We start from the raw sequence: 20,593 nt of genomic DNA, 5'->3' as shown, positions 1-20,593 counted from the left end.
AAGCGTGTTGACCAGATCGCGACAACTCCCCGATGCTCCTCCACAGCGTCCGGACGCGCTCCTCCACCCCCACTCCCCACCTCGGGAGGAACGCGATGCGCAACCGAAACCGGCGGCTTTCCCCGGCCGCCCTCCTCACCGCCGCTCTCACCGCCCTGCTCCTCGCCCTGCCCGCCGGCACCGCCACCGCCGCCGATGCCGAGGCCTCGCCCGTTCCCGCGCTGGCCCAAAAGCGCCTGAACATCACCATGCAGGCCCAGCAGAAGTCCAACTGGTGCTGGGCCGCGGGCGGCAACACCATCGCCACCTGGTTCGGCCGCAACCACAGCCAGAACCAGTTCTGCAACGCCGCCTTCAACCGCCGGCAGGGCACCGAGTGCCCCAACAGCCAGGCCACTCTCGGCAACGTCCAGACCGGGCTGCGCTGGGCGGGCATCAGCCCCGGCTCGTACGTGAACGGCTGGCTGCAGTACTCCACCGTGCAGACCGAGATCAATGCGGGCCGCCCGATCGAGACCCGCATCCAGTGGTCCAACGGCGGCGGCCACATGCACGTCGTCTACGGCTACGACACGTCGGGCAGCTGGGTCTACTGGGGCGACCCCTGGCCCTCCAGCAACCGCTACAACTGGGCCTCCCACGCCTGGTACGTCAACAACAACACCTTCTCCTGGACCCACTCCCTCTACCGGATCGGGGCGTGACCGCCATGACCCTGCGCGCTGCGGCCGGCGCCGCCGTCCTCGCCGCCACCGCCCTGCTCGGACTCGCCCCGCAGACCGCCGCCGCCCCCGTGCCCGGGCCCCTGCCGGCCACCGCCGGGGACGGGGCGGCCGCCGCGCGGGCGGCGGCCGCCCCCGACACCCTGGCCACGCTCGCCCGGTTCTTCGCCCGGGAGGGCAAGGTCTCGCCCGCCGCCGCGCAGCCCCGCATCGAGGGCGAGGCGGTACCGGTCAACCACCTCTCGCCGGACTTCGTCGCGGGCAGGCCGGGGGCGCCCGTCGCCCGCCTGGAGTTCCTCGCCAGCAGGGCGGTCTCCTCCGACGGGCAGCAGGCCGCCCTGTGGACGGCCCGGAGCGGGGCCGGCTGGCAGGTGGTGAACATCGCCAGCGGCGACGACGAATTCCGCTACGCCCGGCTGGGAGCCGCGAAACTGCCCGGCGGGACCGTGTTCCGGGAGCCGCAGATCGACGCCTGGTACGTGGCCGGCGACAGCCGGGTGCTGCCGCTGGACGAGGACGCCGTGCGCGCCGTGGGCGCCGGTGGCACCACGCTCGCCGCCTACCGGGCGCGGGTCGCCAGGGCGTACGGGGACAAGCTCCCCGGCTCCCCGTACGCCGACCGCGGCACGGCGGGCGGCTACGCCGAGAGCTCCGCGGCCGCCGGGCCCCCGGTCGCCGCCGTGACCGGCGCCGCCGGGGCGCTCGCCCTCGGCGGGGCCGGGGTGCTGATCCTGCGCCGCAGGCGCGCCGCGGCGTAGCCGCTCGCAGGCCCCGGCCCCCGCCGATGGGGCCGGGCCTCCCCGTCCGGCCGCGGCGCCGCGGCCGGACGCTCGGACGCCGTCTCGACCTGCGGCCCGGCTCGGCCCGGGCCAGGCCCCCCCGGGCCGCGCGAGCCCCGCGCGGCGGACCCCGCGGATCCGCGGACCGGCCCGAACTGCTGCGGTTCGTTGTCGGCGCGCGCCAGTAGGGTGGTCGGCATGGCCGACCCTTCCAGCTACCGCCCCCAGCCGGGGCAGATCCCCGACTCCCCGGGGGTCTACCGATTCCGCGACGAGCACCGCCGGGTGATCTACGTCGGGAAGGCCAAGAGCCTGCGCCAGCGCCTGGCCAACTACTTCCAGGACGTCGCCGGCCTGCACCCCCGTACCGCCACCATGGTGACCACGGCCGCCTCCGTGGAGTGGACCGTGGTCTCCACCGAGGTCGAGGCGCTCCAGCTGGAGTACTCCTGGATCAAGGAGTACGACCCCCGGTTCAACGTCAAGTACCGGGACGACAAGAGCTACCCCTCGCTCGCCGTCACCCTGAACGAGGAGTACCCCCGGGTCCAGGTCATGCGGGGACCCAAGAAGAAGGGCGTGCGCTACTTCGGCCCGTACGCCCACGCCTGGGCGATCCGCGAGACCGTCGACCTGATGCTGCGGGTCTTCCCGGTACGGACCTGCTCCGCCGGAGTGTTCAAGCGCTCCGCCCAGATCGGCCGGCCCTGCCTCCTCGGCTACATCGGCAAGTGCTCCGCGCCCTGCGTCGGCCGCGTCACCCCCGAGGAGCACCGCGAACTGGCCGAGGACTTCTGCGACTTCATGGCCGGCCGCACCGGCGCCTACCTCTCCCGGCTGGAGAAGGAGATGCGCATCGCGGCCGAGGACATGGAGTACGAGAAGGCCGCCCGGCTGCGCGACGACATCGGGGCGCTGCGCCGGGCCATGGAGAAGAACGCCGTGGTGCTCGCCGACGCCACCGACGCCGACCTGATCGCCGTCGCCGAGGACGAGCTCGAAGCCGCCGTGCAGATCTTCCACGTCCGCGGCGGCCGCGTCCGCGGCCAGCGCGGCTGGGTCACCGACAAGGTCGAGGCCGTCGACACCGCCGGACTGGTCGAGCACGCGCTCCAGCAGCTCTACGGTGAGGAGAAGGGCGAGTCCGTCCCGAAGGAGGTGCTGGTCCCCGCGCTCCCCGAGGACACATCCGCGCTGGCCCAGTGGCTCGCCGGGCGGCGGGGGTCCCAGGTCAGCCTGCGGATACCGCAGCGCGGTGACAAGAAGGCCCTCATGGAGACCGTCCACCGCAACGCGCAGCAGTCCCTCGCCCTGCACAAGACCAAGCGCGCCAGCGACCTCACCACCCGCTCCCGGGCGCTGGAGGAGATCGCCGAAGCTCTGGGGCTGGACGGCGCACCACTGCGCATCGAGTGCTTCGACATCTCCCACCTGCAGGGGGACGACGTCGTCGCGTCCATGGTCGTCTTCGAGGACGGCCTGGCCCGCAAGAGCGAGTACCGGCGCTTCCAGGTCAAGTCCTTCGAGGGCCAGGACGACGTCCGGTCCATGCACGAGGTGGTCTCGCGGCGCTTCCGCCGCTACCTCCTGGAGAAGTCGAAGACGGGGGAGTGGGACCCCCAGGACGGCGAGGACGTGCCGCCCGAGGACGACGGCAGGCCCAAGCGCTTCGCCTACCCGCCCCAGCTGGTCGTGGTCGACGGCGGGCAGCCGCAGGTCGCCGCGGCCCGGCGCGCCCTGGACGAGCTCGGCATCGACGACGTCGCCGTGTGCGGCCTCGCCAAGCGGCTGGAGGAGGTCTGGCTGCCCGGCGAGGACGACCCCGTCGTCCTGCCGCGCACCAGCGAGGGCCTCTACCTGCTCCAGCGGGTACGTGACGAAGCCCACCGCTTCGCCATCCAGTACCAGCGCAGCAAGCGCGGCAAGCGCCTGAAGTCGGGTCCCCTGGATGAGGTGCCGGGGCTGGGTGAGACCCGCAAGCAGGCTCTGGTGAAGCACTTCGGTTCGGTGAAGAAGCTGAGACAGGCGACAATCGACCAGATCTGCGAGGTCCCGGGCATAGGACGGAAGACGGCCGAGACGGTGGCCGCGGCCCTCGCCGGGGCGGCCCCCGCCGGTCCTGCGGTCAACACGGCCACAGGAGAGATCATTGAGGATGAGAACCCCGCGCCAGCGGGAGCATCGTCCGAACGGGGGACCGAGCAATGACCGAGCACGAGACCACGCACGACCGAGACGGAGCACAGGTGAGTACGGGCACGACCATGGAGCCCGGCGAGACCGCCGAGGCGGCCATCCCCGAGCTGGTGATCATCTCCGGCATGTCCGGGGCCGGCCGCAGCACGGCCGCCAAGTGTCTGGAGGACCTCGGCTGGTTCGTCGTCGACAACCTCCCACCGGCGCTGATCCCCACCATGGTGGAGCTCGGCGCCCGCTCCCAGGGCAACGTGGCCCGCATCGCGGTCGTCGTCGACGTCCGCGGCCGCCAGTTCTTCGACGCCCTCCGCGAGTCCCTCGCCGACCTCGACAGCAAGGGCGTCACCCGCCGCATCGTCTTCCTGGAGTCCTCCGACGACGCGCTGGTCCGCCGCTTCGAGTCGGTCCGCCGCCCGCACCCGCTCCAGGGCGACGGCCGCATCACCGACGGCATCGCCGCCGAGCGCGACCTGCTGCGCGAGCTGCGCGGCGACGCCGACCTGGTGATCGACACCTCCAGCCTGAACGTCCACGAGCTGCGCGCCAAGATGGACGCCCAGTTCGCCGGGGACGAGGAGCCCGAGCTGCGGGCCACCGTCATGTCCTTCGGCTACAAGTACGGCCTTCCCGTCGACGCCGACCTCGTCGTCGACTGCCGCTTCATCCCCAACCCGCACTGGGTCCCGGAGCTGCGCCCCTTCACCGGGCTCAACGAGGAGGTGTCGGGGTACGTCTTCGGCCAGCCCGGCGCCAAGGAGTTCCTCGACCGCTACACCGAGCTGCTCCAGCTCATCGCCACCGGCTACCGCCGCGAGGGCAAGCGGTACGTGACCATCGCGGTCGGGTGCACCGGCGGCAAGCACCGCAGCGTGGCCATGTCCGAGAAGCTCGCCGCCCGCCTCGCCTCCGAAGGGGTCGAGACCGTCGTCGTCCACAGGGACATGGGGCGCGAGTGACCGCACGGACCCCGCGGCTGAGCCGCCTGCGCCGCCTCACCCCGGGACGGGGAGAGGACGGCACGGGCCGCTCCGGCCGCCGGAGGGGCGCCACGCCCAAAGTGGTCGCGCTCGGTGGCGGCCAGGGCCTGTCGGCCTCCCTCGCCGCCCTGCGCCGGATCACCGGTGACCTCACCGCCGTGGTCACCGTCGCCGACGACGGCGGCTCCAGCGGACGGCTCCGGGAGGAGCTCGGCGTGCTGCCCCCCGGCGACCTGCGCAAGGCGCTGGCGGCGCTGTGCGGGGACGACGACTGGGGCCAGACCTGGTCCCGGGTCATCCAGCACCGCTTCCAGTCCGAGGGCGACCTGCACGGGCACGCCGTCGGCAATCTGCTGATCGTCGCCCTGTGGGAACAGCTCGGCGACCCCGTCCAGGCCCTCGACCTGGTGGGCCGGCTGCTGGGCGCGCAGGGCCGGGTGCTGCCGATGTCGGCGGTGCCGCTGGAGCTCCAGGCGCTGGTCAGGGGACACGATCCGGCCCGGCCCGAGGACGTCGACACCGTCCGCGGGCAGGCCACCGTGGCCCTGACCCCGGGCGAGGTGCTCTCCGTGCAGGTCGTGCCGAGTGCCCCGCCGGCCGTGCCGGAGGCCGTGGCGGCGGTGCTGGACGCCGACTGGGTCGTGCTGGGCCCGGGCTCGTGGTTCTCCTCCGTGATCCCGCACCTGCTGGTGCCGGAACTGCTGGACGCGCTCGTCGAGACCAAGGCCCGGCGGGTCCTGTCGCTGAACCTCGCACCGCAGCCCGGCGAAACAGAGGGCTTCTCTCCGCAGCGTCATTTGGAGGTTTTGGCCCGACACGCCCCTAAACTCGCCCTGGACGTGGTGCTGGCCGACGAGGCCGCCGTGCCCGACCGCGAGTCCCTTTCCGATGCCGCGAAACGGTTCGGTGCGGCGGTCGAGCTGGCGCCCGTGGCCAGGCAGGACGGCTCGCCGAAGCACGACCCGGAACTGCTGGCCGCCGCGTACGACCGTATTTTTCGGATGCATGGAAGGATCGGCCCATGGCGATGACGCCTGCGGTGAAGGACGAGATCTCCCGCCTGCCCGTCACCCGGACCTGCTGCAGGAAGGCGGAGGTCTCGGCGATCCTTCGGTTCGCGGGCGGGCTGCACCTGGTGAGCGGCCGCATCGTCATCGAGGCGGAGCTGGACACCGGGATCGCCGCCCGACGCCTGCGCAAGGACATCCTGGAGATCTTCGGCCATTCCTCGGACCTCGTGGTGATGGCGCCCGGCGGATTGCGCCGCGGCAGCCGCTACGTGGTCCGCGTCGTGGCCGGCGGTGACCAGCTGGCGCGCCAGACGGGACTCGTGGACGGCCGCGGGCGCCCCATCCGGGGTCTTCCCCCGCAGGTGGTCTCCGGGGCCACCTGTGACGCCGAGGCGGCGTGGCGCGGCGCCTTCCTGGCCCACGGCTCGCTCACCGAGCCGGGCCGGTCCTCCTCCCTGGAGGTCACCTGCCCCGGCCCGGAGGCCGCCCTGGCCCTGGTGGGCGCCGCCCGCAGGCTCTCCATCGCCGCGAAGGCACGCGAGGTGCGCGGAGTGGACCGGGTCGTCGTGCGCGACGGCGACGCCATCGGCGCGCTGCTGACCCGCCTCGGCGCGCACGAGTCGGTGCTGGCCTGGGAGGAGCGGCGGATGCGCCGCGAGGTGCGGGCCACCGCCAACCGCCTCGCCAACTTCGACGACGCCAACCTGCGCCGCTCGGCGCGGGCCGCCGTGGCCGCCGGAGCCCGCGTGCAGCGCGCGCTGGAGATCCTCGGCGAGGAGGTCCCCGAGCACCTCGCCGCGGCCGGCCGGCTGCGCATGGAGCACAAGCAGGCCTCCCTGGAGGAGCTCGGCGCGCTCGCCGACCCGCCGCTGACCAAGGACGCGGTCGCCGGCAGGATCCGGCGCCTGCTGGCGATGGCCGACAAGCGGGCCCAGGACCTGGGCATCCCGGGCACCGAGTCGAACCTCGACCTCAGCGAGGAGATGGCCGACAACATGGCCGGATAGACCCCGCCGGGCGGGACGCCCGCTGCTGCGGAAGGGGCTCGCGCGATCACTCGTGCGGGCCCTTCGCGGTATGCCCCATTGACATGAGCATGGGCGGTCTTGAGTCTGGCGTCCGAACCTTTCGTGGCAGCCGACGCCCAGGGGGGCACATGAGTCACCGCGCGAGAGTCGTCCTCGCCGCAAGCGCACTCGCCATCGGAACCACACTCGCCGCGTTGCCCGCGGCGGCCCAGGCCCAGCCCGGCGGCGCCGCCGCGTCCGCCGCCGACGCATCCGGCGCCGAGGAGGTGCGGGTCTACGACGCCGAGATCACCAGGGAACAGGTGCCGCTGGTCCTCGCCGCAGGCCAGGACGCCCACGAGCTCACCGAACGCGCCCCTGAATCCGGGACCTCCCGGGTCGAGCTCTTCCTCACCGGAGCCCAGGCCGGCGAGCTGGCAGCCCAGGGGATCGTGCTCGCCGAGCGCAAGCTGCCGGCCCGGGCCCGGGCCGGGGCCGGGACGGCCGGCGACGGCGTGTTCCGCCCGTACAGTGGCAGGGGCGGCCTCCAGGAGGAGATCCTGCGCACGGCCCGGGAGAACCCGGCGCTCACCAAGGTCGTCTCCATCGGCAAAACCGTCCAGGGCAAGGACATTCTCGCCCTCAAGGTCAGCAGGAACGCGAAGAGGACCAGGGACGGCTCGAAGCCCTCCGTGCTGTACATGTCCAACCAGCACGCCCGCGAGTGGATCACCCCCGAGATGACCCGGCGGCTGATGCACCACACCCTCGACAACTACGGCAAGGACCGGCGGATCACGAAGCTGGTGGACTCCACCGAGCTGTGGTTCCTGCTCAGCGCCAACCCCGACGGCTACGACTACACGCACGCCGCCGACGGCCGGCGGCTGTGGCGCAAGAACCTGCGCGACAACAACGGCGACGGAAAGATCACCACCGGCGACGGGGTCGACCTCAACCGCAACTTCGCCTACAAGTGGGGCTACGACAACGAGGGCTCCTCGCCCGACCGGGCCGGCGAGACCTACCGCGGCCCCAAGGCGTCTTCCGAGCCCGAGACCGTGGCCCTCGACGCCTTCGAGAAGCGCATCGGCTTCGACTACGCCGTCAACTACCACTCCGCCGCCGAGCTGATCCTCTACGGCGTGGGCTGGCAGGTGGCCACCCCCACGCCCGACGACGTGGCCTACAAGGCCCTCGCCGGGACCCCCGAGAACCCTGCGGTCCCCGGCTACTACCCGCAGGTGTCCTCGGAGCTCTACACGACCAACGGCGAGGCCGACGGCCACGGCGCCAACGTCAACGGCGTCATGATGTTCACCCCGGAGATGACCACCTGCCAGACCGCCTCGGCGAGCGACCCGAACGACCGGTGGGAGCCCGAGGACTGCGCCTCCGGCTTCAACTTCCCGGACGACGAGAAGCTCATCCAGGAGGAGTTCGCCAAGAACGTGCCCTTCGCCCTCGCGGTCGGCGAGAGCGCCGCGCACCCGGACCGCCCGGTGTCCTCCGTGGGCCTGAGCGCGCCCGACTTCACCCCGGACTCCTTCACCACCTCCTATGCGGCCCGCGGGCAGGACCAGGAGGTCGCGGTCACGGCCCGCAGGGCGCTCAAGGACAAGGAGCTCAACTACCGGATCAACGGCGGCCGCACCCGCGGCGAGGACCTCAAGGCATGGAAGGGCGGAGAGGTCTACGGCGGCGAGGACAACAACTGGTTCGACGAGTACCGGGCAGAGGTCGAGGGGGCCAGGCCCGGCGACCGGGTCGAGGTCTGGTTCACCGGCCGCGACCGCTCCGGCAGGCGGGTCTCCAGCGAGCACTTCACGTACACGGTGGCCGAGCGGCCTCGCGCGGACGTCCTGGTGATCGCGGAAGAGGGGGCCGCCGCCCGGCACGCAGGGAAGTACGTCGACGCGCTCCGTGCCAACGGCCGGTCCGCGGCGGTCTGGGACGTGGCCGTCCAGGGTGTCCCGCACCACCTCGGGGTCCTCTCCCACTTCGGTACGGCCGTGCACTACACCGGGGCCACGTCACCGGGCGGGGACACGCAGTTGGCGGTGCGCGACTTCCTCAACGAAGGCGGCAGGCTGATCGAGGCCGGCGAGCTGGCCGGGGGCAACGCCCAGGTCGGCCGCGCCGTGACCAACGACTTCAGCCAGTACTGGCTCGGGGCCTACGGCCGCACCAGCACCCCCGGCGCCACCGGCTTCGCAGGCGCCGGCGCCCTGCGGGACACCGGCGGCGGCCTCGGCGACGCCGCGGACAACCCGCTCAACGCCCCCGGCGCCTACACGGTGACCTCCGACACCCTGGCACCCGCGCAGTTCCCCCGGTTCAAGAGCGCGCAGGCGGGCCGGTACACCGGGATCACGAATCCGTACGCCCCCTACGCGGGCACCGGGATGGCTTCGGCGCTGCACACCGACAACGACTGGAAGCGGCTCGTCCGCACCATCGACCTGACCGGCGTCACCGCAGCCGACAGGCCGCAGTTGAAGCTCGCCCTCAACTGGAACACCGAGGGGGGCTACGACCACGCCGCGCTGGAGGCCCGCAGCGCCGGAGGCGACGACTGGACCATGCTGCCGGAGGCGGGCGGCCTGAGCAGCCCGGCCGTCCCCGAGGAGTGCGCGGCCGGATTCTTCATCAACGGCCACCCGTTCCTGCGCCACTACCTCACGCTGGACGGCCGCGGCTGCACCCCGCAGGGCACCAGCGGCCGGTGGAACACCTTCACCGGGTCCTCCGGCGGCTGGAAGCAGGTCTCCTTCGACCTGAGCGCCTACGCGGGCCGGTCCGTCGAGCTCTCGCTGTCCTACATCACCGACCCGGGCTCCGGCGGACGCGGCGTCTTCGCCGACGAGGTGCGCCTGTCGACCGGCGGCGGGGAGCAGGCGGCCGAGGGGTTCGAGACCTCCCTCGGCGCCTGGGCGGCCCAGGGCCCGCCCGCCGGGAGCCCCGACGTCGCGGGGGACTGGTCCCGTACGGGAGAGCTCTTCCGCTCCTATGCCTCGGTGACCACGCGTGACACCGTACTTCTGGGCTTCGGCCTGGAACACCTGCCCGCGGCGGCGGACCGCGCCCTACTCGTCGGTAAGGCGCTCCGCTCGCTCCACCGCTGATCAGCGCCACCCTCGGCGCTCACCCAGAGTGACCGGGACCAAGGTCCCCGGGGCCCGCGCCGGAGCGTCCGGAGCGGGCCCCGGAGGGGATACCCCCGCGAAGTGGGGGGAGTGTCAGGCCTCGACCGATGTCACCCAAAAGCTCACGGAGAGGTAGGGTCGTAAGCGGTCGGGGACATCCCATTTCAGCTCGCCGGCGCTCTCACCGGCGCACCAACGAGGAGATCGGTTCGTGACGATCCGCGTAGGCATCAACGGTTTTGGCCGCATTGGCCGTAACTACTTCCGGGCCCTCCTGGAGCAGGGAGCGGACATCGAGATCGTCGGTGTCAACGACCTGACGGACAACGCCACCCTGGTGCACCTTCTCAAGTACGACACCATTCTGGGCCGTCTCAAGGCCGAGGTGTCCCACACCGACGACACCATCACCGTCGGCGGCAACACCTTCAAGACGTTCGCCGAGCGCGACCCCGCGAACCTCCCCTGGGGCGAACTGGGCGCCGACATCGTCATCGAGTCGACCGGCATCTTCACGAAGAAGGCCGACGCCGCCAAGCACCTTGCGGCCGGCGCGAAGAAGGTCCTCATCTCGGCCCCGGCCAAGGACGAGGACATCACGATCGTGATGGGCGTCAACCAGGACAAGTACGACGCGGCCCAGCACCACGTCATCTCCAACGCGTCCTGCACCACGAACTGCGTGGCGCCGATGGCGAAGGTCCTGGACGAGAACTTCGGCATCGTCAAGGGCATGATGACGACGGTCCATGCGTACACGAACGACCAGCGCATCCTGGACTTCCCGCACTCGGACCTGCGCCGCGCCCGCGCCGCCGCCGAGAACATCATCCCGACCTCCACCGGTGCCGCCAAGGCCACCGCACTGGTGCTCCCGCAGCTCAAGGGCAAGCTGGACGGCATCGCCATGCGCGTCCCGGTCCCGACCGGCTCGGTCACCGACCTCGTGCTGGAGCTCGACCGCGAGGTCACCAAGGACGAGATCAACGCCGCCTTCCAGAAGGCCTCCGAGGGCCAGCTGAAGGGCATCCTCGACTACACCGAGGACGCGATCGTCTCCTCCGACATCGTGAACTGGCCGGCGTCCTGCACCTTCGACTCCTCCCTGACCATGGTCCAGGGCAAGCAGGTCAAGGTCGTCGGCTGGTACGACAACGAGTGGGGCTACTCCAACCGCCTCGTGGACCTGACGGTCTTCGTCGGCGGCCAGCTCTGAGTTTCCAGGGCTGACACCACGATGTGAAGCACAGGGTCCGGGCCGCGCGACGATGCGCAGTCCGGACCCTGTAGCTTGCCAGTCGTTCTTCGCCCCCGACACGGGCGCCCAAAGGAGTCAGAAACACATGAAGACGATCGACGAACTGCTCGCCGAAGGCGTCAAGGGCAAGCGGGTCTTCGTCCGAGCGGATCTCAACGTCCCGCTCGCCGAGGGCACCATCACCGACGACGGCCGTATCCGCGCCGTCCAGCCCACGATCGAGAAGCTCGCCGAGGCCGGTGCCCGCGTCATCGTGGCCTCGCACCTGGGCCGCCCCAAGGGCGCCCCGGACCCGGCCTTCTCGCTCGCGCCGGCCGCCGCGCGCCTCGGTGAACTGCTCGGCGCGGACGTCGCGTTCGCCACCGACACGGTGGGCTCCTCCGCCAAGGAGACCGTCGCCGCCCTCACCGACGGCAAGGTGGCCGTCGTCGAGAACCTCCGCTTCAACGCCGGCGAGACCTCCAAGGACGACGCCGAGCGCGGCGCCTTCGCGGACCAGCTGGCGGAGCTCGCCGACGTCTACGTCGGCGACGGCTTCGGCGCCGTCCACCGCAAGCACGCCTCGGTCTTCGACCTGCCCAAGCGGCTCCCGCACGCGGCCGGCCAGCTCATCGCCACCGAGGTCGGCGTCCTGAAGAAGCTGACGGACGAGGTCAAGCGCCCCTATGTCGTGGTCCTCGGCGGCGCCAAGGTCTCCGACAAGCTCGCCGTCATCGACGAGCTGCTCGGCAAGGCCGACCGCCTCCTGATCGGCGGCGGCATGGCCTACACCTTCCTCTACGCCAAGGGCTACGAGGTCGGTATCTCCCTGCTCCAGAAGGACCAGGTCGACAAGGTCAAGGAGTACATGACCCGGGCCGAATCCACCGGCGTCGAGATCGTCCTGCCGGTCGACGTCCTGGCCTCGACGGACTTCCCCGACCTCAAGGGCAAGACCCCGGCCGAGTACATCACCGTCGGCGCGGACGAGATCCCCGCCGACAGGGAGGGTCTGGACATCGGTCCCAAGACCCGCGAGCTGTACGCCTCGAAGATCGCCGACGCGGCGACCGTCTTCTGGAACGGTCCCTTGGGCGTCTTCGAGCACCCCGACTACGCCGGAGGCACCCGCGCGATCGCGCAGGCACTCGTCGACAGTGACGCGTTCACCGTCGTCGGCGGCGGCGACAGCGCCGCCGCGGTCCGCACGCTGGGCTTCGACGAGAACGCTTTCGGCCACATTTCCACCGGTGGCGGCGCCTCCCTCGAATACCTCGAGGGCAAGACGCTCCCCGGCCTCGCCGCCCTGGAGGGCTGAACCCGTATGACCACGCGCACCCCGCTCATGGCGGGCAACTGGAAGATGAACCTCAACCACTTGGAGGCCATCGCCCACGTCCAGAAGCTCGCCTTCGCGCTCGCCGACAAGGACTACGACGCCGTCGAGGTCGCGGTCCTGCCGCCCTTCGTCGACCTGCGCTCCGTCCAGACCCTGGTCGACGGCGACAAGCTGAAGATCAAGTACGGCGCGCAGGACATCTCCGCGCACGACTCCGGTGCCTACACCGGCGAGATCTCCGGCCCCATGCTGTCGAAGCTGAAGTGCACGTACGTGGCCGTCGGCCACAGCGAGCGCCGCCAGTACCACGGCGAGACCGACGAGATCTGCAACGCCAAGGTCAAGGCCGCCTTCAAGCACGGGATCACCCCGATCCTGTGCGTCGGGGAGGGCCTGGACGTCCGCAAGGCCGGCCAGCAGGTCGAGTACACGCTCGCCCAGCTCGACGGCGGCCTGAGCGGCGTCCCGGCCGAGCAGGTCGAGTCCATCGTGATCGCCTACGAGCCGGTCTGGGCCATCGGAACCGGGGAGGTCGCCACCCCCGCGGACGCCCAGGAGGTCTGCGGGGCGATCCGTGGCCGCCTCGCGGAGCTGTACTCGCAGGAGCTGGCCGACCAGGTCCGCATCCAGTACGGCGGCTCCGTGAAGTCCGGGAACATCGCGGCGATCATGGCCCAGCCCGACGTCGACGGTGCCCTGATCGGCGGCGCGGCGCTCGACGCGGACGAGTTCGTCAAGATCGTCCGCTTCCGCGACCAGTGAGTATGCGGTAGGGCCGATCCGTCGTACCCTTGCGGGGGCCGGGGCTGGACCGCCAGCCCCCGGCCCCCGCGCACATCTCGCAAAGCCGGAAGCCTGAGAAGCCAGAAAGTAGGAATCAGCCGTGATTATGGGGTTCTCGATCGCCCTGATCGTCTTCAGCGCCCTGCTGATGCTGCTCGTGCTGATGCACAAGGGCAAGGGCGGCGGCCTCTCCGACATGTTCGGCGGCGGCATGCAGTCGTCGGTCGGCGGCTCCTCCGTCGCGGAGCGGAACCTGGACCGCATGACCGTCGTGGTGGGTCTGCTCTGGTTCGCGTGCATCGTTGCGCTCGGCCTGGTGATGAAGTCGAGCAGCTGACCGTTCTCGCCATTCCGGCGGCCCGGTCGGCATCGCCCTGCCTATGATGAGGCTGGCGTCCACGGCGCGGAATCAGTAACTCCGCTCACTGGACGTGCGTTGGGCCTTACGTAGACTTGGGCGCTCCGCGGCGGGAATTCCACTCATACTCCGCGGCACCATCACGCAGGGAGTTACGACCGTGGCAAGTGGCAACGCGATCCGTGGTAGCCGGGTCGGAGCGGGGCCGATGGGCGAGGCGGAGCGCGGCGAGTCCGCGCCCCGCCTGCGCATCTCCTTCTGGTGCTCGAACGGGCACGAGACGCAGCCGAGCTTCGCCAGCGACGCGCAGGTGCCGGACACCTGGGACTGCCCGCGCTGCGGGTTCCCGGCCGGTCAGGACCGGGACGACCCGCCCGCGCCGCCGCGCACCGAACCGTACAAGACGCACCTGGCGTACGTGCGCGAACGCCGCTCGGACGCCGACGGCGAGGCGATCCTCGCCGAGGCGCTCGCCAAACTCCGGGGCGAGATCTGACACCGCCCGGTGACCAGGACGTGAGGCCCGGCCCCGCAGGAATCTCCCCTGCGGGGCCGGGCCTCTTTGCGTGCGTTGTGCCGCTTGTGATCCCTTAGGTTGGTGATCGGCGGGGCACGACAGGACGGAAGAAGTGGGTTGATGTCCGAGATGAACGCAAATCAGGCGGCCACGCGAAGCGCGTCGAGCGAGGGGGGCGGCGGACGCCGGGCGGCACGTACCAAGCTCAACCGGACGCCCGAGTGGCTGGCACTCGGCAAGCACCGGGAGGAGTTCGGGCAGACGCACCTGCGGCAGCTGTTCGAGGAGAATCCCGGCCGCGGCGCCGGCTACACCCTGCGGGTCGGGGACCTGCACATCGACTACTCCAAGCACCTCGTCACCGACGAGACGCTGGAGCTGCTGCGCGAGCTGGCGGCGGCGACGGGCGTGGCCGAGCTGCGCGAGGCCATGTTCCGCGGCGAGAAGATCAACACGACCGAGGACCGGGCGGTCCTGCACACCGCGCTGCGCGCACCGGCGGACGCCGTCGTCGAGGTGGACGGCGAGAACGTCGTCCCGGGCGTGCACGCGGTCCTCGACAAGATGGCGGCCTTCTCCGAGCAGATCAGGTCGGGGGCCTGGACCGGCTTCACCGGCAAGCCCATCAAGAACGTCGTCAACATCGGCATCGGCGGGTCCGACCTGGGCCCCGCGATGGCCTACGAGGCCCTGCGCGCCTTCGCCGACCGCGCCCTGACCGTGCGCTTCGTGTCCAACGTCGACGGTGCGGACCTGCACGAGGCCGTACGCGACCTGGACCCCGCCGAGACGCTGTTCATCATCGCCTCGAAGACCTTCACCACCATCGAGACCATCACCAACGCCACGTCCGCGCGCGGCTGGCTGCTCGCGGGACTGGGCGGCGACCAGGCCGCGGTGGCACGCCACTTCGTGGCGCTGTCGACCAACGCCGAGAAGGTCACCGAGTTCGGCATCGATCCGGCCAACATGTTCGGGTTCTGGGACTGGGTCGGCGGGCGCTACTCCTTCGACTCGGCCATCGGGCTCTCCCTGATGATCGCGATCGGTCCGGCCGCCTTCCGCGACCTGCTGGCCGGCTTCCGCCTGATGGACCAGCACTTCCGCACGGCGCCCGCCGAGGAGAACGCCCCCCTCCTGATGGGCCTGTTGGGGATCTGGTACGGCGCCTTCTTCGACGCGCAGTCGCACGCGGTGCTCCCCTACAGCCACTACCTCTCCCGCTTCACCGCGTACTTGCAGCAGCTGGACATGGAGTCCAACGGCAAGTCCGTCGACCGCGAGGGCGAACCGGTGGAGTGGCAGACCGGCCCCGTGGTCTGGGGCACGCCCGGCACCAACGGCCAGCACGCCTACTACCAGCTCATCCACCAGGGCACGAAGGTGATCCCCGCCGACTTCATCGGCTTCGCGAAGCCGGTGGCCGAGCTGGAAGCGGCCCCGGCGGCCCAGCACGACCTGCTGATGGCCAACTTCTTCGCGCAGACCCAGGCGCTGGCCTTCGGCAAGACGGCCGAGGAGGTCCGCGCGGAGGGGGCACCGGAATCGCTGGTCCCGCACAAGACCTTCCACGGCAACCACCCGACGACCACGATCCTGGCCACCGAGCTCACCCCCGGCGTGCTGGGCCAGCTGATCGCCCTGTACGAGCACAAGGTGTTCGTCCAGGGCGCGGTGTGGAACATCGACTCCTTCGACCAGTGGGGCGTCGAGCTCGGCAAGGTGCTCGCCAAGCGCGTCGAGCCCGCGCTGACCGACGGTGCGGACGTGCCCGGTCTGGACGCGTCGACGCAGGCCCTGGTCGCCACCTACCGCAAGCTGCGCGGACGCGGCTGACGCACATGCGTGAGGGGCCCGCTCTCCCCGGGGAGAGCGGGCCCCTCACGCATGTGCGTCAGCCGTCGTCAGGAGGAGGCCGGGGGATACATCCCGGACGGCAGCTTCGCCGCCGCCGCGCGGTCCAGGAGCCACAGGGTGCGCGAGCGCCCGTACGCCTCCGCGGCCGGTGCCTGCACGCCGCCGGCCCCGCCGAGGGCGATGGAGACCGCGCCGGCCTTGTCCTCGCCGGCCGCCAGCAGCCAGACCTCACGGGCCGCCCGGATGGCCGGGAGAGTCAGCGAGATCCGGGTGGGCGGGGGCTTGGGCGCGCCGTGCACGCCGACCACCGTGCGGCTGGTCTCCCGGGCCGCCGGGTGCTCGGGGAAGAGCGAGGCGACGTGCGTGTCCGGGCCCACGCCCAGCATCAGCACGTCGAAGCGGGGGACCGGGCCGTGATCCTCCGGACCGGCCGCGCGCGCCAGCTCGGCCGCGTACGAGGCGGCCGCCGCGTCCACGTCCGCGCCGTACGGGCCGTCCGAGGCGGGCATGGCGTGCACGCGGGCGGGATCGACCGGGACGGAGTCCAGGAGGGCCTCACGGGCCTGGGTGTGATTGCGCTCGGGGTCGTCGGCGGGCACGTACCGCTCGTCGCCCCACCACAGGTCGAGCCGGTGCCAGTCGACCGCGTCGCGGGCCGGGGCGGCGGCCAGTGCGGCGAGCAGGCCGTTGCCGTTGCGTCCGCCGGTCAGGACCACGGACGCGGTGCCGCGCGCCGCCTGGGCGTCCACGATCTTCGTGATGAGCCGGGCCGCGGTGGCCTGGGCCATCAGCTCCTTGTCCCGGTGGACGACGACCTGAGGAGTCGTCATACCCATGTGCTGCCGCCTTCTTGGTGGTGTGTGATACCGCTGCGCGGAGCCGCTCCCCGCTCCGCCTCCAGCCCCGGTTCGGGAAGGAGCGGGGCGGGGAACAGGCTCCGCGCAGCGGGTCGGCTACGTGGCCGGGGCCTTCTTCGACGGCTTGGAGGCCGGCTTCGAGGGCTCGGCCTTGGCCGGAGCGCCGGCCTCGGCCTCGGCGCGGGCCTGCGGCTCCGGCGCATTCGCCGCCAGCTGGGACACGCCGTACTTCAGCGACGCCTCGTACGTGTTGTCCGGGTCCAGCCGGCGCAGCTCCTCCGCCAGGAGCTCGGCCGTGTCGCGGCGCTTGAGCGCCACGTTCCGGTCGGGCTGGCCCGGCATGCACAGCGTGGCCAGTCCGCCGTCCGCCCGGTTGAGGACGATGTCGCCGTCCTTGGTGGCCAGGCGCACGGCCGTCAGCCCCGGACCCGCCGACAGCGTGCGGCGGACGGGCACCTGGAGCCGGTCCGCCAGCCACATGGCCAGCAGCTCGCAGCTCGGGTTGTCCGCCTCGCCCTCGACGGTCGCCGACACGACCGTCAGGGCCTGCTGGTCCAGCGCCGCGGCCAGCATCGACCGCCAGGGGGTGATCCGGGTCCAGGACAGATCCGTGTCCCCGGGGGCGTACGCACCGGCCCGGGCGCCGAGCGTCCCGACCGGATTCTCGCAGGAGTACGTGTCCGTGATGCGGCGCTGCCCGAGCGCACCCAGCGGATCGCCCGCCAGGTCCGTGGGGGCGCCGTCCGGCCACCAGACGACCACAGGCGCGTCCGGAAGGAGCAGCGGGAGAACCACCGACTGGGCGTGGTCGACCAGTTCGCCGTGAAGGCGCAGCACGACCGTCTCACCGCTGCCCGCGTCCGCTCCGACGCGGACTTCCGCGTCGAGCCGGGCGTCACGGCGGCTGCGGGGGGAGCGGCTGGCCCGCTTGATGACGACGACGATCCGCGAGGGGTGTTCGTGGGACGCGTCGTTCGCCGACTTGAGCGCGTCGTACGCGTTCTCCTCGTCGGTCACGATCACCAGCGTGAGGACCATGCCGACGGCCGGCGTGCCGATGTCCCGGCGTGCCTGCACCATCGCGGCATTGATCTTGCTGGAGTTGGTCTCCGTGAGGTCGATCTTCATGGCCGGCGCCAGCTCCGTCCGTCTCGTGCGAGCATCTCGTCCGCCTCGACCGGTCCCCAGGTGCCCGCCGGGTATTGCGCGGGCTTGCCGTGCTTGTCCCAGTACTCCTCGATCGGGTCGAGGATGTTCCAGGACAGCTCGACCTCCTGATGGCGCGGGAAGAGGTTCGCGTCGCCGAGGAGCACGTCGAGGATGAGCCGCTCGTACGCCTCGGGGCTCGACTCCGTGAAGGACTCGCCGTAGGCGAAGTCCATCGTGACGTCCCGGACCTCCATGGACGTGCCCGGCACCTTGGACCCGAAGCGCACCGTCACGCCCTCGTCCGGCTGGACCCGGATGACCAGGGCGTTCTGCCCCAGCTCCTCGGTCGCGCCCGACTCGAACGGCAGGTAGGGGGCCCGCTTGAAGACCACCGCGATCTCGGTCACCCGGCGGCCCAGGCGCTTGCCCGTCCGCAGGTAGAAGGGGACGCCCGCCCAGCGGCGGTTGTTGATCTCCAGGCGGATGGCCGCGTAGGTGTCGGTCTTCGACTTGGGGTCGATGCCGTCCTCTTCGAGGTACCCGACGACCTTCTCGCCGCCCTGCCAGGCCGCCGCGTACTGGCCGCGCACGGTGTGCTTGCCCAGGTCCTCCGGCAGCTGCACCGCCGTCAGCACCTTGAGCTTCTCCGCCACCAGCGCCTTGGGGTGGAAGGAGCCGGGCTCCTCCATCGCGGTCAGCGCGAGCAGCTGCAGCAGGTGGTTCTGGATGACGTCACGGGCCGCGCCGATGCCGTCGTAGTAGCCGGCCCGCCCGCCGATGCCGATGTCCTCGGCCATGGTGATCTGCACGTGGTCGACGTACGACCGGTTCCAGATCGGCTCGAACATCGTGTTGGCGAAGCGGAGCGCCAGGATGTTCTGGACGGTCTCCTTGCCGAGGTAGTGGTCGATCCGGAAGACCTCGTCACGGGGGAAGACCTCGTGGACGACCTTGTTCAGCTCCTCGGCGCTCTTCAGGTCGTGACCGAAGGGCTTCTCGATGACGGCACGCCGCCAGGAGCCCTCCTTCTGCGCCAGACCGTGGTCCTTGAGCTGCTGGACCACCTTGGGGAAGAACTTCGGCGGGACGGAGAGGTAGAAGGCGAAGTTGCCGCCCGTGCCCTGCGCCTTGTCGAGGTCGTCGATCGTCGCCTTCAGCGTCTCGAAGGCGGCGTCGTCGTCGAAGTCGCCCTGGACGAAGCGGCAGCCCTGCACCAGCTGCTGCCAGACCTCCTCGCGGAAGGGGGTGCGCGAGTGCTCCTTGACCGCCTCGTACACCTCCTGGGCGAAGTCCTCGTGTTCCCACTCCCTGCGGGCGAACCCGATGAGCGAGAAGCCCGGCGGGAGCAGGCCGCGGTTGGCCAGGTCGTAGACGGCAGGCATCAGCTTCTTGCGCGACAGGTCACCCGTAACGCCGAAAATGACCAGGCCGGACGGCCCCGCGATGCGCGGGAGCCGCCGGTCCTGTGCGTCACGAAGCGGGTTCGCTCCGTTTACAGACAAAGTGGTCAGGCCTCCGTGGGGGCGAGGCGCTGCAGCTCCGCCTCGGTCGACTTCAGCAGGTCGTTCCAGGACGCCTCGAACTTCTCGACGCCCTCGTCCTCAAGCAGCTGAACGACATCGTCGTACGAGATGCCCAGCTTCGCGACCGCATCGAGCTCGGCACGCGCCTGCTCGTAGCTGCCGCGCACGGTGTCACCCGTGATCTGCCCGTGGTCGGCGGTGGCCTCCAGGGTGGCCTCCGGCATGGTGTTCACCGTGTTCGGGGCGACGAGGTCGTCCACGTACAGGGTGTCCTTGTACGCCGGGTCCTTGACGCCCGTCGAGGCCCACAGCGCACGCTGCTTGTTGGCTCCGGCGCGCTCCAGGGCGGCCCAGCGGTCCGAGGAGAAGACCTCCTCGTAGGCCTGGTAGGCCAGACGGGCGTTGGCGAGGGCCGCCTTGCCCTTGAGGGACTTCGCCTCGTCGGTGCCGACGGCGTCGAGTCGCTTGTCGATCTCGGTGTCCACGCGGGACACGAAGAAGGAGGCGACCGAGTGGATCAGGGAGAGGTCCAGGCCTGCGGCCTTGGCCTTCTCCAGCCCCGCCAGGTACGCGTCCATGACCTCGCGGTAGCGCTCCAGCGAGAAGATCAGCGTGACGTTGACGCTGATGCCCTTGCCGATGACCTCGGTGATCGCCGGCAGGCCGGCCTTCGTGGCCGGGATCTTGATGAGCGTGTTCGGCCGGTCCACCAGCCAGGCCAGCTGCTTGGCCTCGGCGATCGTCGCCGCGGTGTCGTGGGCCAGTCGGGGGTCCACCTCGATCGACACGCGGCCGTCCTGGCCGTCCGTGCGGTCGTAGACCGGGCGCAGGATGTCGGCGGCGTCCCTGACGTCCGCCGTCGTGATCATGCGCAGCGCCTCGTCCACGGTGACCTTGCGGGTCGCGAGGTCGGTGAGCTGTCGCTCGTAGCCCTCGCCACCGCTGATCGCCTTCTGGAAGATCGCCGGGTTGGTGGTGACCCCGACCACGTGCGACTGGTCGATGAGCTCGGCCAGGTTGCCGGACGTGATGCGCTTGCGGGACAGGTCGTCCAGCCAGATCGCCACGCCTTCGTCGGAGAGGCGCTTGAGTGCGTCTGTCATGGGAATTGCATCTCCTACTGGTGTAGTACGCGC

General features: G+C 71.1%; 17 protein-coding genes. 13 read left to right on the top strand and 4 right to left on the bottom strand.

Going from position 1 to position 20,593, the window contains the following annotated elements; all coding sequences use genetic code 11:
* Positions 1-95: 95 nt before the first annotated feature.
* The 13 genes from R4Z63_RS07560 to pgi all read left to right on the top strand — a co-directional run bounded on the left by R4Z63_RS07560 (position 96) and on the right by pgi (position 15,907).
* Positions 96-704, top strand: coding sequence for a papain-like cysteine protease family protein (locus tag R4Z63_RS07560; RefSeq protein ID WP_037930053.1), 609 nt, complete (start codon positions 96-98; stop codon positions 702-704).
* Positions 705-709: 5 nt separating this feature from the next.
* A complete protein-coding gene (locus tag R4Z63_RS07555; protein WP_384827249.1) occupies positions 710-1,480 on the top strand; it encodes a hypothetical protein in 771 nt (256 codons plus the stop codon).
* A 219-nt stretch (positions 1,481-1,699) separates the two neighbouring features.
* Positions 1,700-3,709, top strand: coding sequence for an excinuclease ABC subunit UvrC (uvrC, locus tag R4Z63_RS07550; protein WP_037930056.1), 2,010 nt, complete (start codon positions 1,700-1,702; stop codon positions 3,707-3,709).
* Complete coding sequence (gene rapZ, locus R4Z63_RS07545; protein WP_384456069.1) at positions 3,706-4,653, top strand: RNase adapter RapZ; 948 nt, start codon at positions 3,706-3,708, stop codon at positions 4,651-4,653. The genes uvrC and rapZ overlap by 4 nt, the downstream gene beginning before the upstream one ends.
* Complete coding sequence (locus R4Z63_RS07540; RefSeq protein WP_037930059.1) at positions 4,650-5,705, top strand: gluconeogenesis factor YvcK family protein; 1,056 nt, start codon at positions 4,650-4,652, stop codon at positions 5,703-5,705. Before rapZ ends, R4Z63_RS07540 begins: the two co-directional genes overlap by 4 nt.
* Entirely contained in the window at positions 5,696-6,691 is a 996-nt protein-coding gene (gene whiA / locus R4Z63_RS07535) for a DNA-binding protein WhiA (RefSeq protein ID WP_030009075.1), read from the top strand. The genes R4Z63_RS07540 and whiA overlap by 10 nt, the downstream gene beginning before the upstream one ends.
* 149 nt (positions 6,692-6,840) lie before the next feature.
* Positions 6,841-9,816: a M14 family metallopeptidase gene (locus R4Z63_RS07530; protein WP_384456064.1), complete on the top strand. Its 2,976-nt coding sequence runs from the start codon at positions 6,841-6,843 to the stop codon at positions 9,814-9,816.
* A 232-nt stretch (positions 9,817-10,048) separates the two neighbouring features.
* Positions 10,049-11,053: a type I glyceraldehyde-3-phosphate dehydrogenase gene (gene gap, locus R4Z63_RS07525; protein ID WP_037930065.1), complete on the top strand. Its 1,005-nt coding sequence runs from the start codon at positions 10,049-10,051 to the stop codon at positions 11,051-11,053.
* A gap of 127 nt (positions 11,054-11,180) precedes the next feature.
* Positions 11,181-12,392 carry a phosphoglycerate kinase gene (locus R4Z63_RS07520; RefSeq protein ID WP_384456061.1) on the top strand — a complete coding sequence of 404 codons (1,212 nt, stop codon included), beginning with the start codon at positions 11,181-11,183 and terminating at the stop codon, positions 12,390-12,392.
* A 6-nt stretch (positions 12,393-12,398) separates the two neighbouring features.
* A complete protein-coding gene (tpiA, locus tag R4Z63_RS07515; protein ID WP_037930071.1) occupies positions 12,399-13,175 on the top strand; it encodes a triose-phosphate isomerase in 777 nt (258 codons plus the stop codon).
* Between the two features lie 127 nt (positions 13,176-13,302).
* Positions 13,303-13,533, top strand: a complete 231-nt coding sequence (gene secG / locus R4Z63_RS07510; protein WP_037930074.1) for a preprotein translocase subunit SecG — start codon at positions 13,303-13,305, stop codon at positions 13,531-13,533.
* Between the two features lie 181 nt (positions 13,534-13,714).
* Positions 13,715-14,050: an RNA polymerase-binding protein RbpA gene (locus tag R4Z63_RS07505; protein ID WP_078557164.1), complete on the top strand. Its 336-nt coding sequence runs from the start codon at positions 13,715-13,717 to the stop codon at positions 14,048-14,050.
* 150 nt (positions 14,051-14,200) lie between these two features.
* Positions 14,201-15,907, top strand: coding sequence for a glucose-6-phosphate isomerase (gene pgi, locus R4Z63_RS07500; RefSeq protein ID WP_078557177.1), 1,707 nt, complete (start codon positions 14,201-14,203; stop codon positions 15,905-15,907).
* 68 nt (positions 15,908-15,975) lie between these two features.
* On the opposite strand, the gene pgl is transcribed toward pgi, so the two are convergent.
* The 4 genes from pgl to tal all read right to left on the bottom strand — a co-directional run bounded on the left by pgl (position 15,976) and on the right by tal (position 20,560).
* The gene (gene pgl / locus R4Z63_RS07495) at positions 15,976-16,758 is read right to left on the bottom strand and encodes a 6-phosphogluconolactonase (protein ID WP_037930080.1); all 783 of its coding nucleotides are present in this window, start codon (positions 16,756-16,758) and stop codon (positions 15,976-15,978) included.
* Between the two features lie 123 nt (positions 16,759-16,881).
* Positions 16,882-17,913, bottom strand: coding sequence for a glucose-6-phosphate dehydrogenase assembly protein OpcA (gene opcA, locus R4Z63_RS07490; protein WP_384454310.1), 1,032 nt, complete (start codon positions 17,911-17,913; stop codon positions 16,882-16,884).
* Positions 17,910-19,436 carry a glucose-6-phosphate dehydrogenase gene (zwf, locus tag R4Z63_RS07485; protein ID WP_037930087.1) on the bottom strand — a complete coding sequence of 509 codons (1,527 nt, stop codon included), beginning with the start codon at positions 19,434-19,436 and terminating at the stop codon, positions 17,910-17,912. Before zwf ends, opcA begins: the two co-directional genes overlap by 4 nt.
* A gap of 5 nt (positions 19,437-19,441) precedes the next feature.
* On the bottom strand, positions 19,442-20,560 hold the full coding sequence (tal, locus tag R4Z63_RS07480) for a transaldolase (protein WP_037930090.1): 1,119 nt from the start codon (positions 20,558-20,560) through the stop codon (positions 19,442-19,444).
* Positions 20,561-20,593 lie beyond the last annotated feature (33 nt).

It is taken from the genome of Streptomyces sp. PL-29 (genome assembly GCF_058344425.1).
This window is presented reverse-complemented; position numbering and strand designations above follow the sequence as displayed.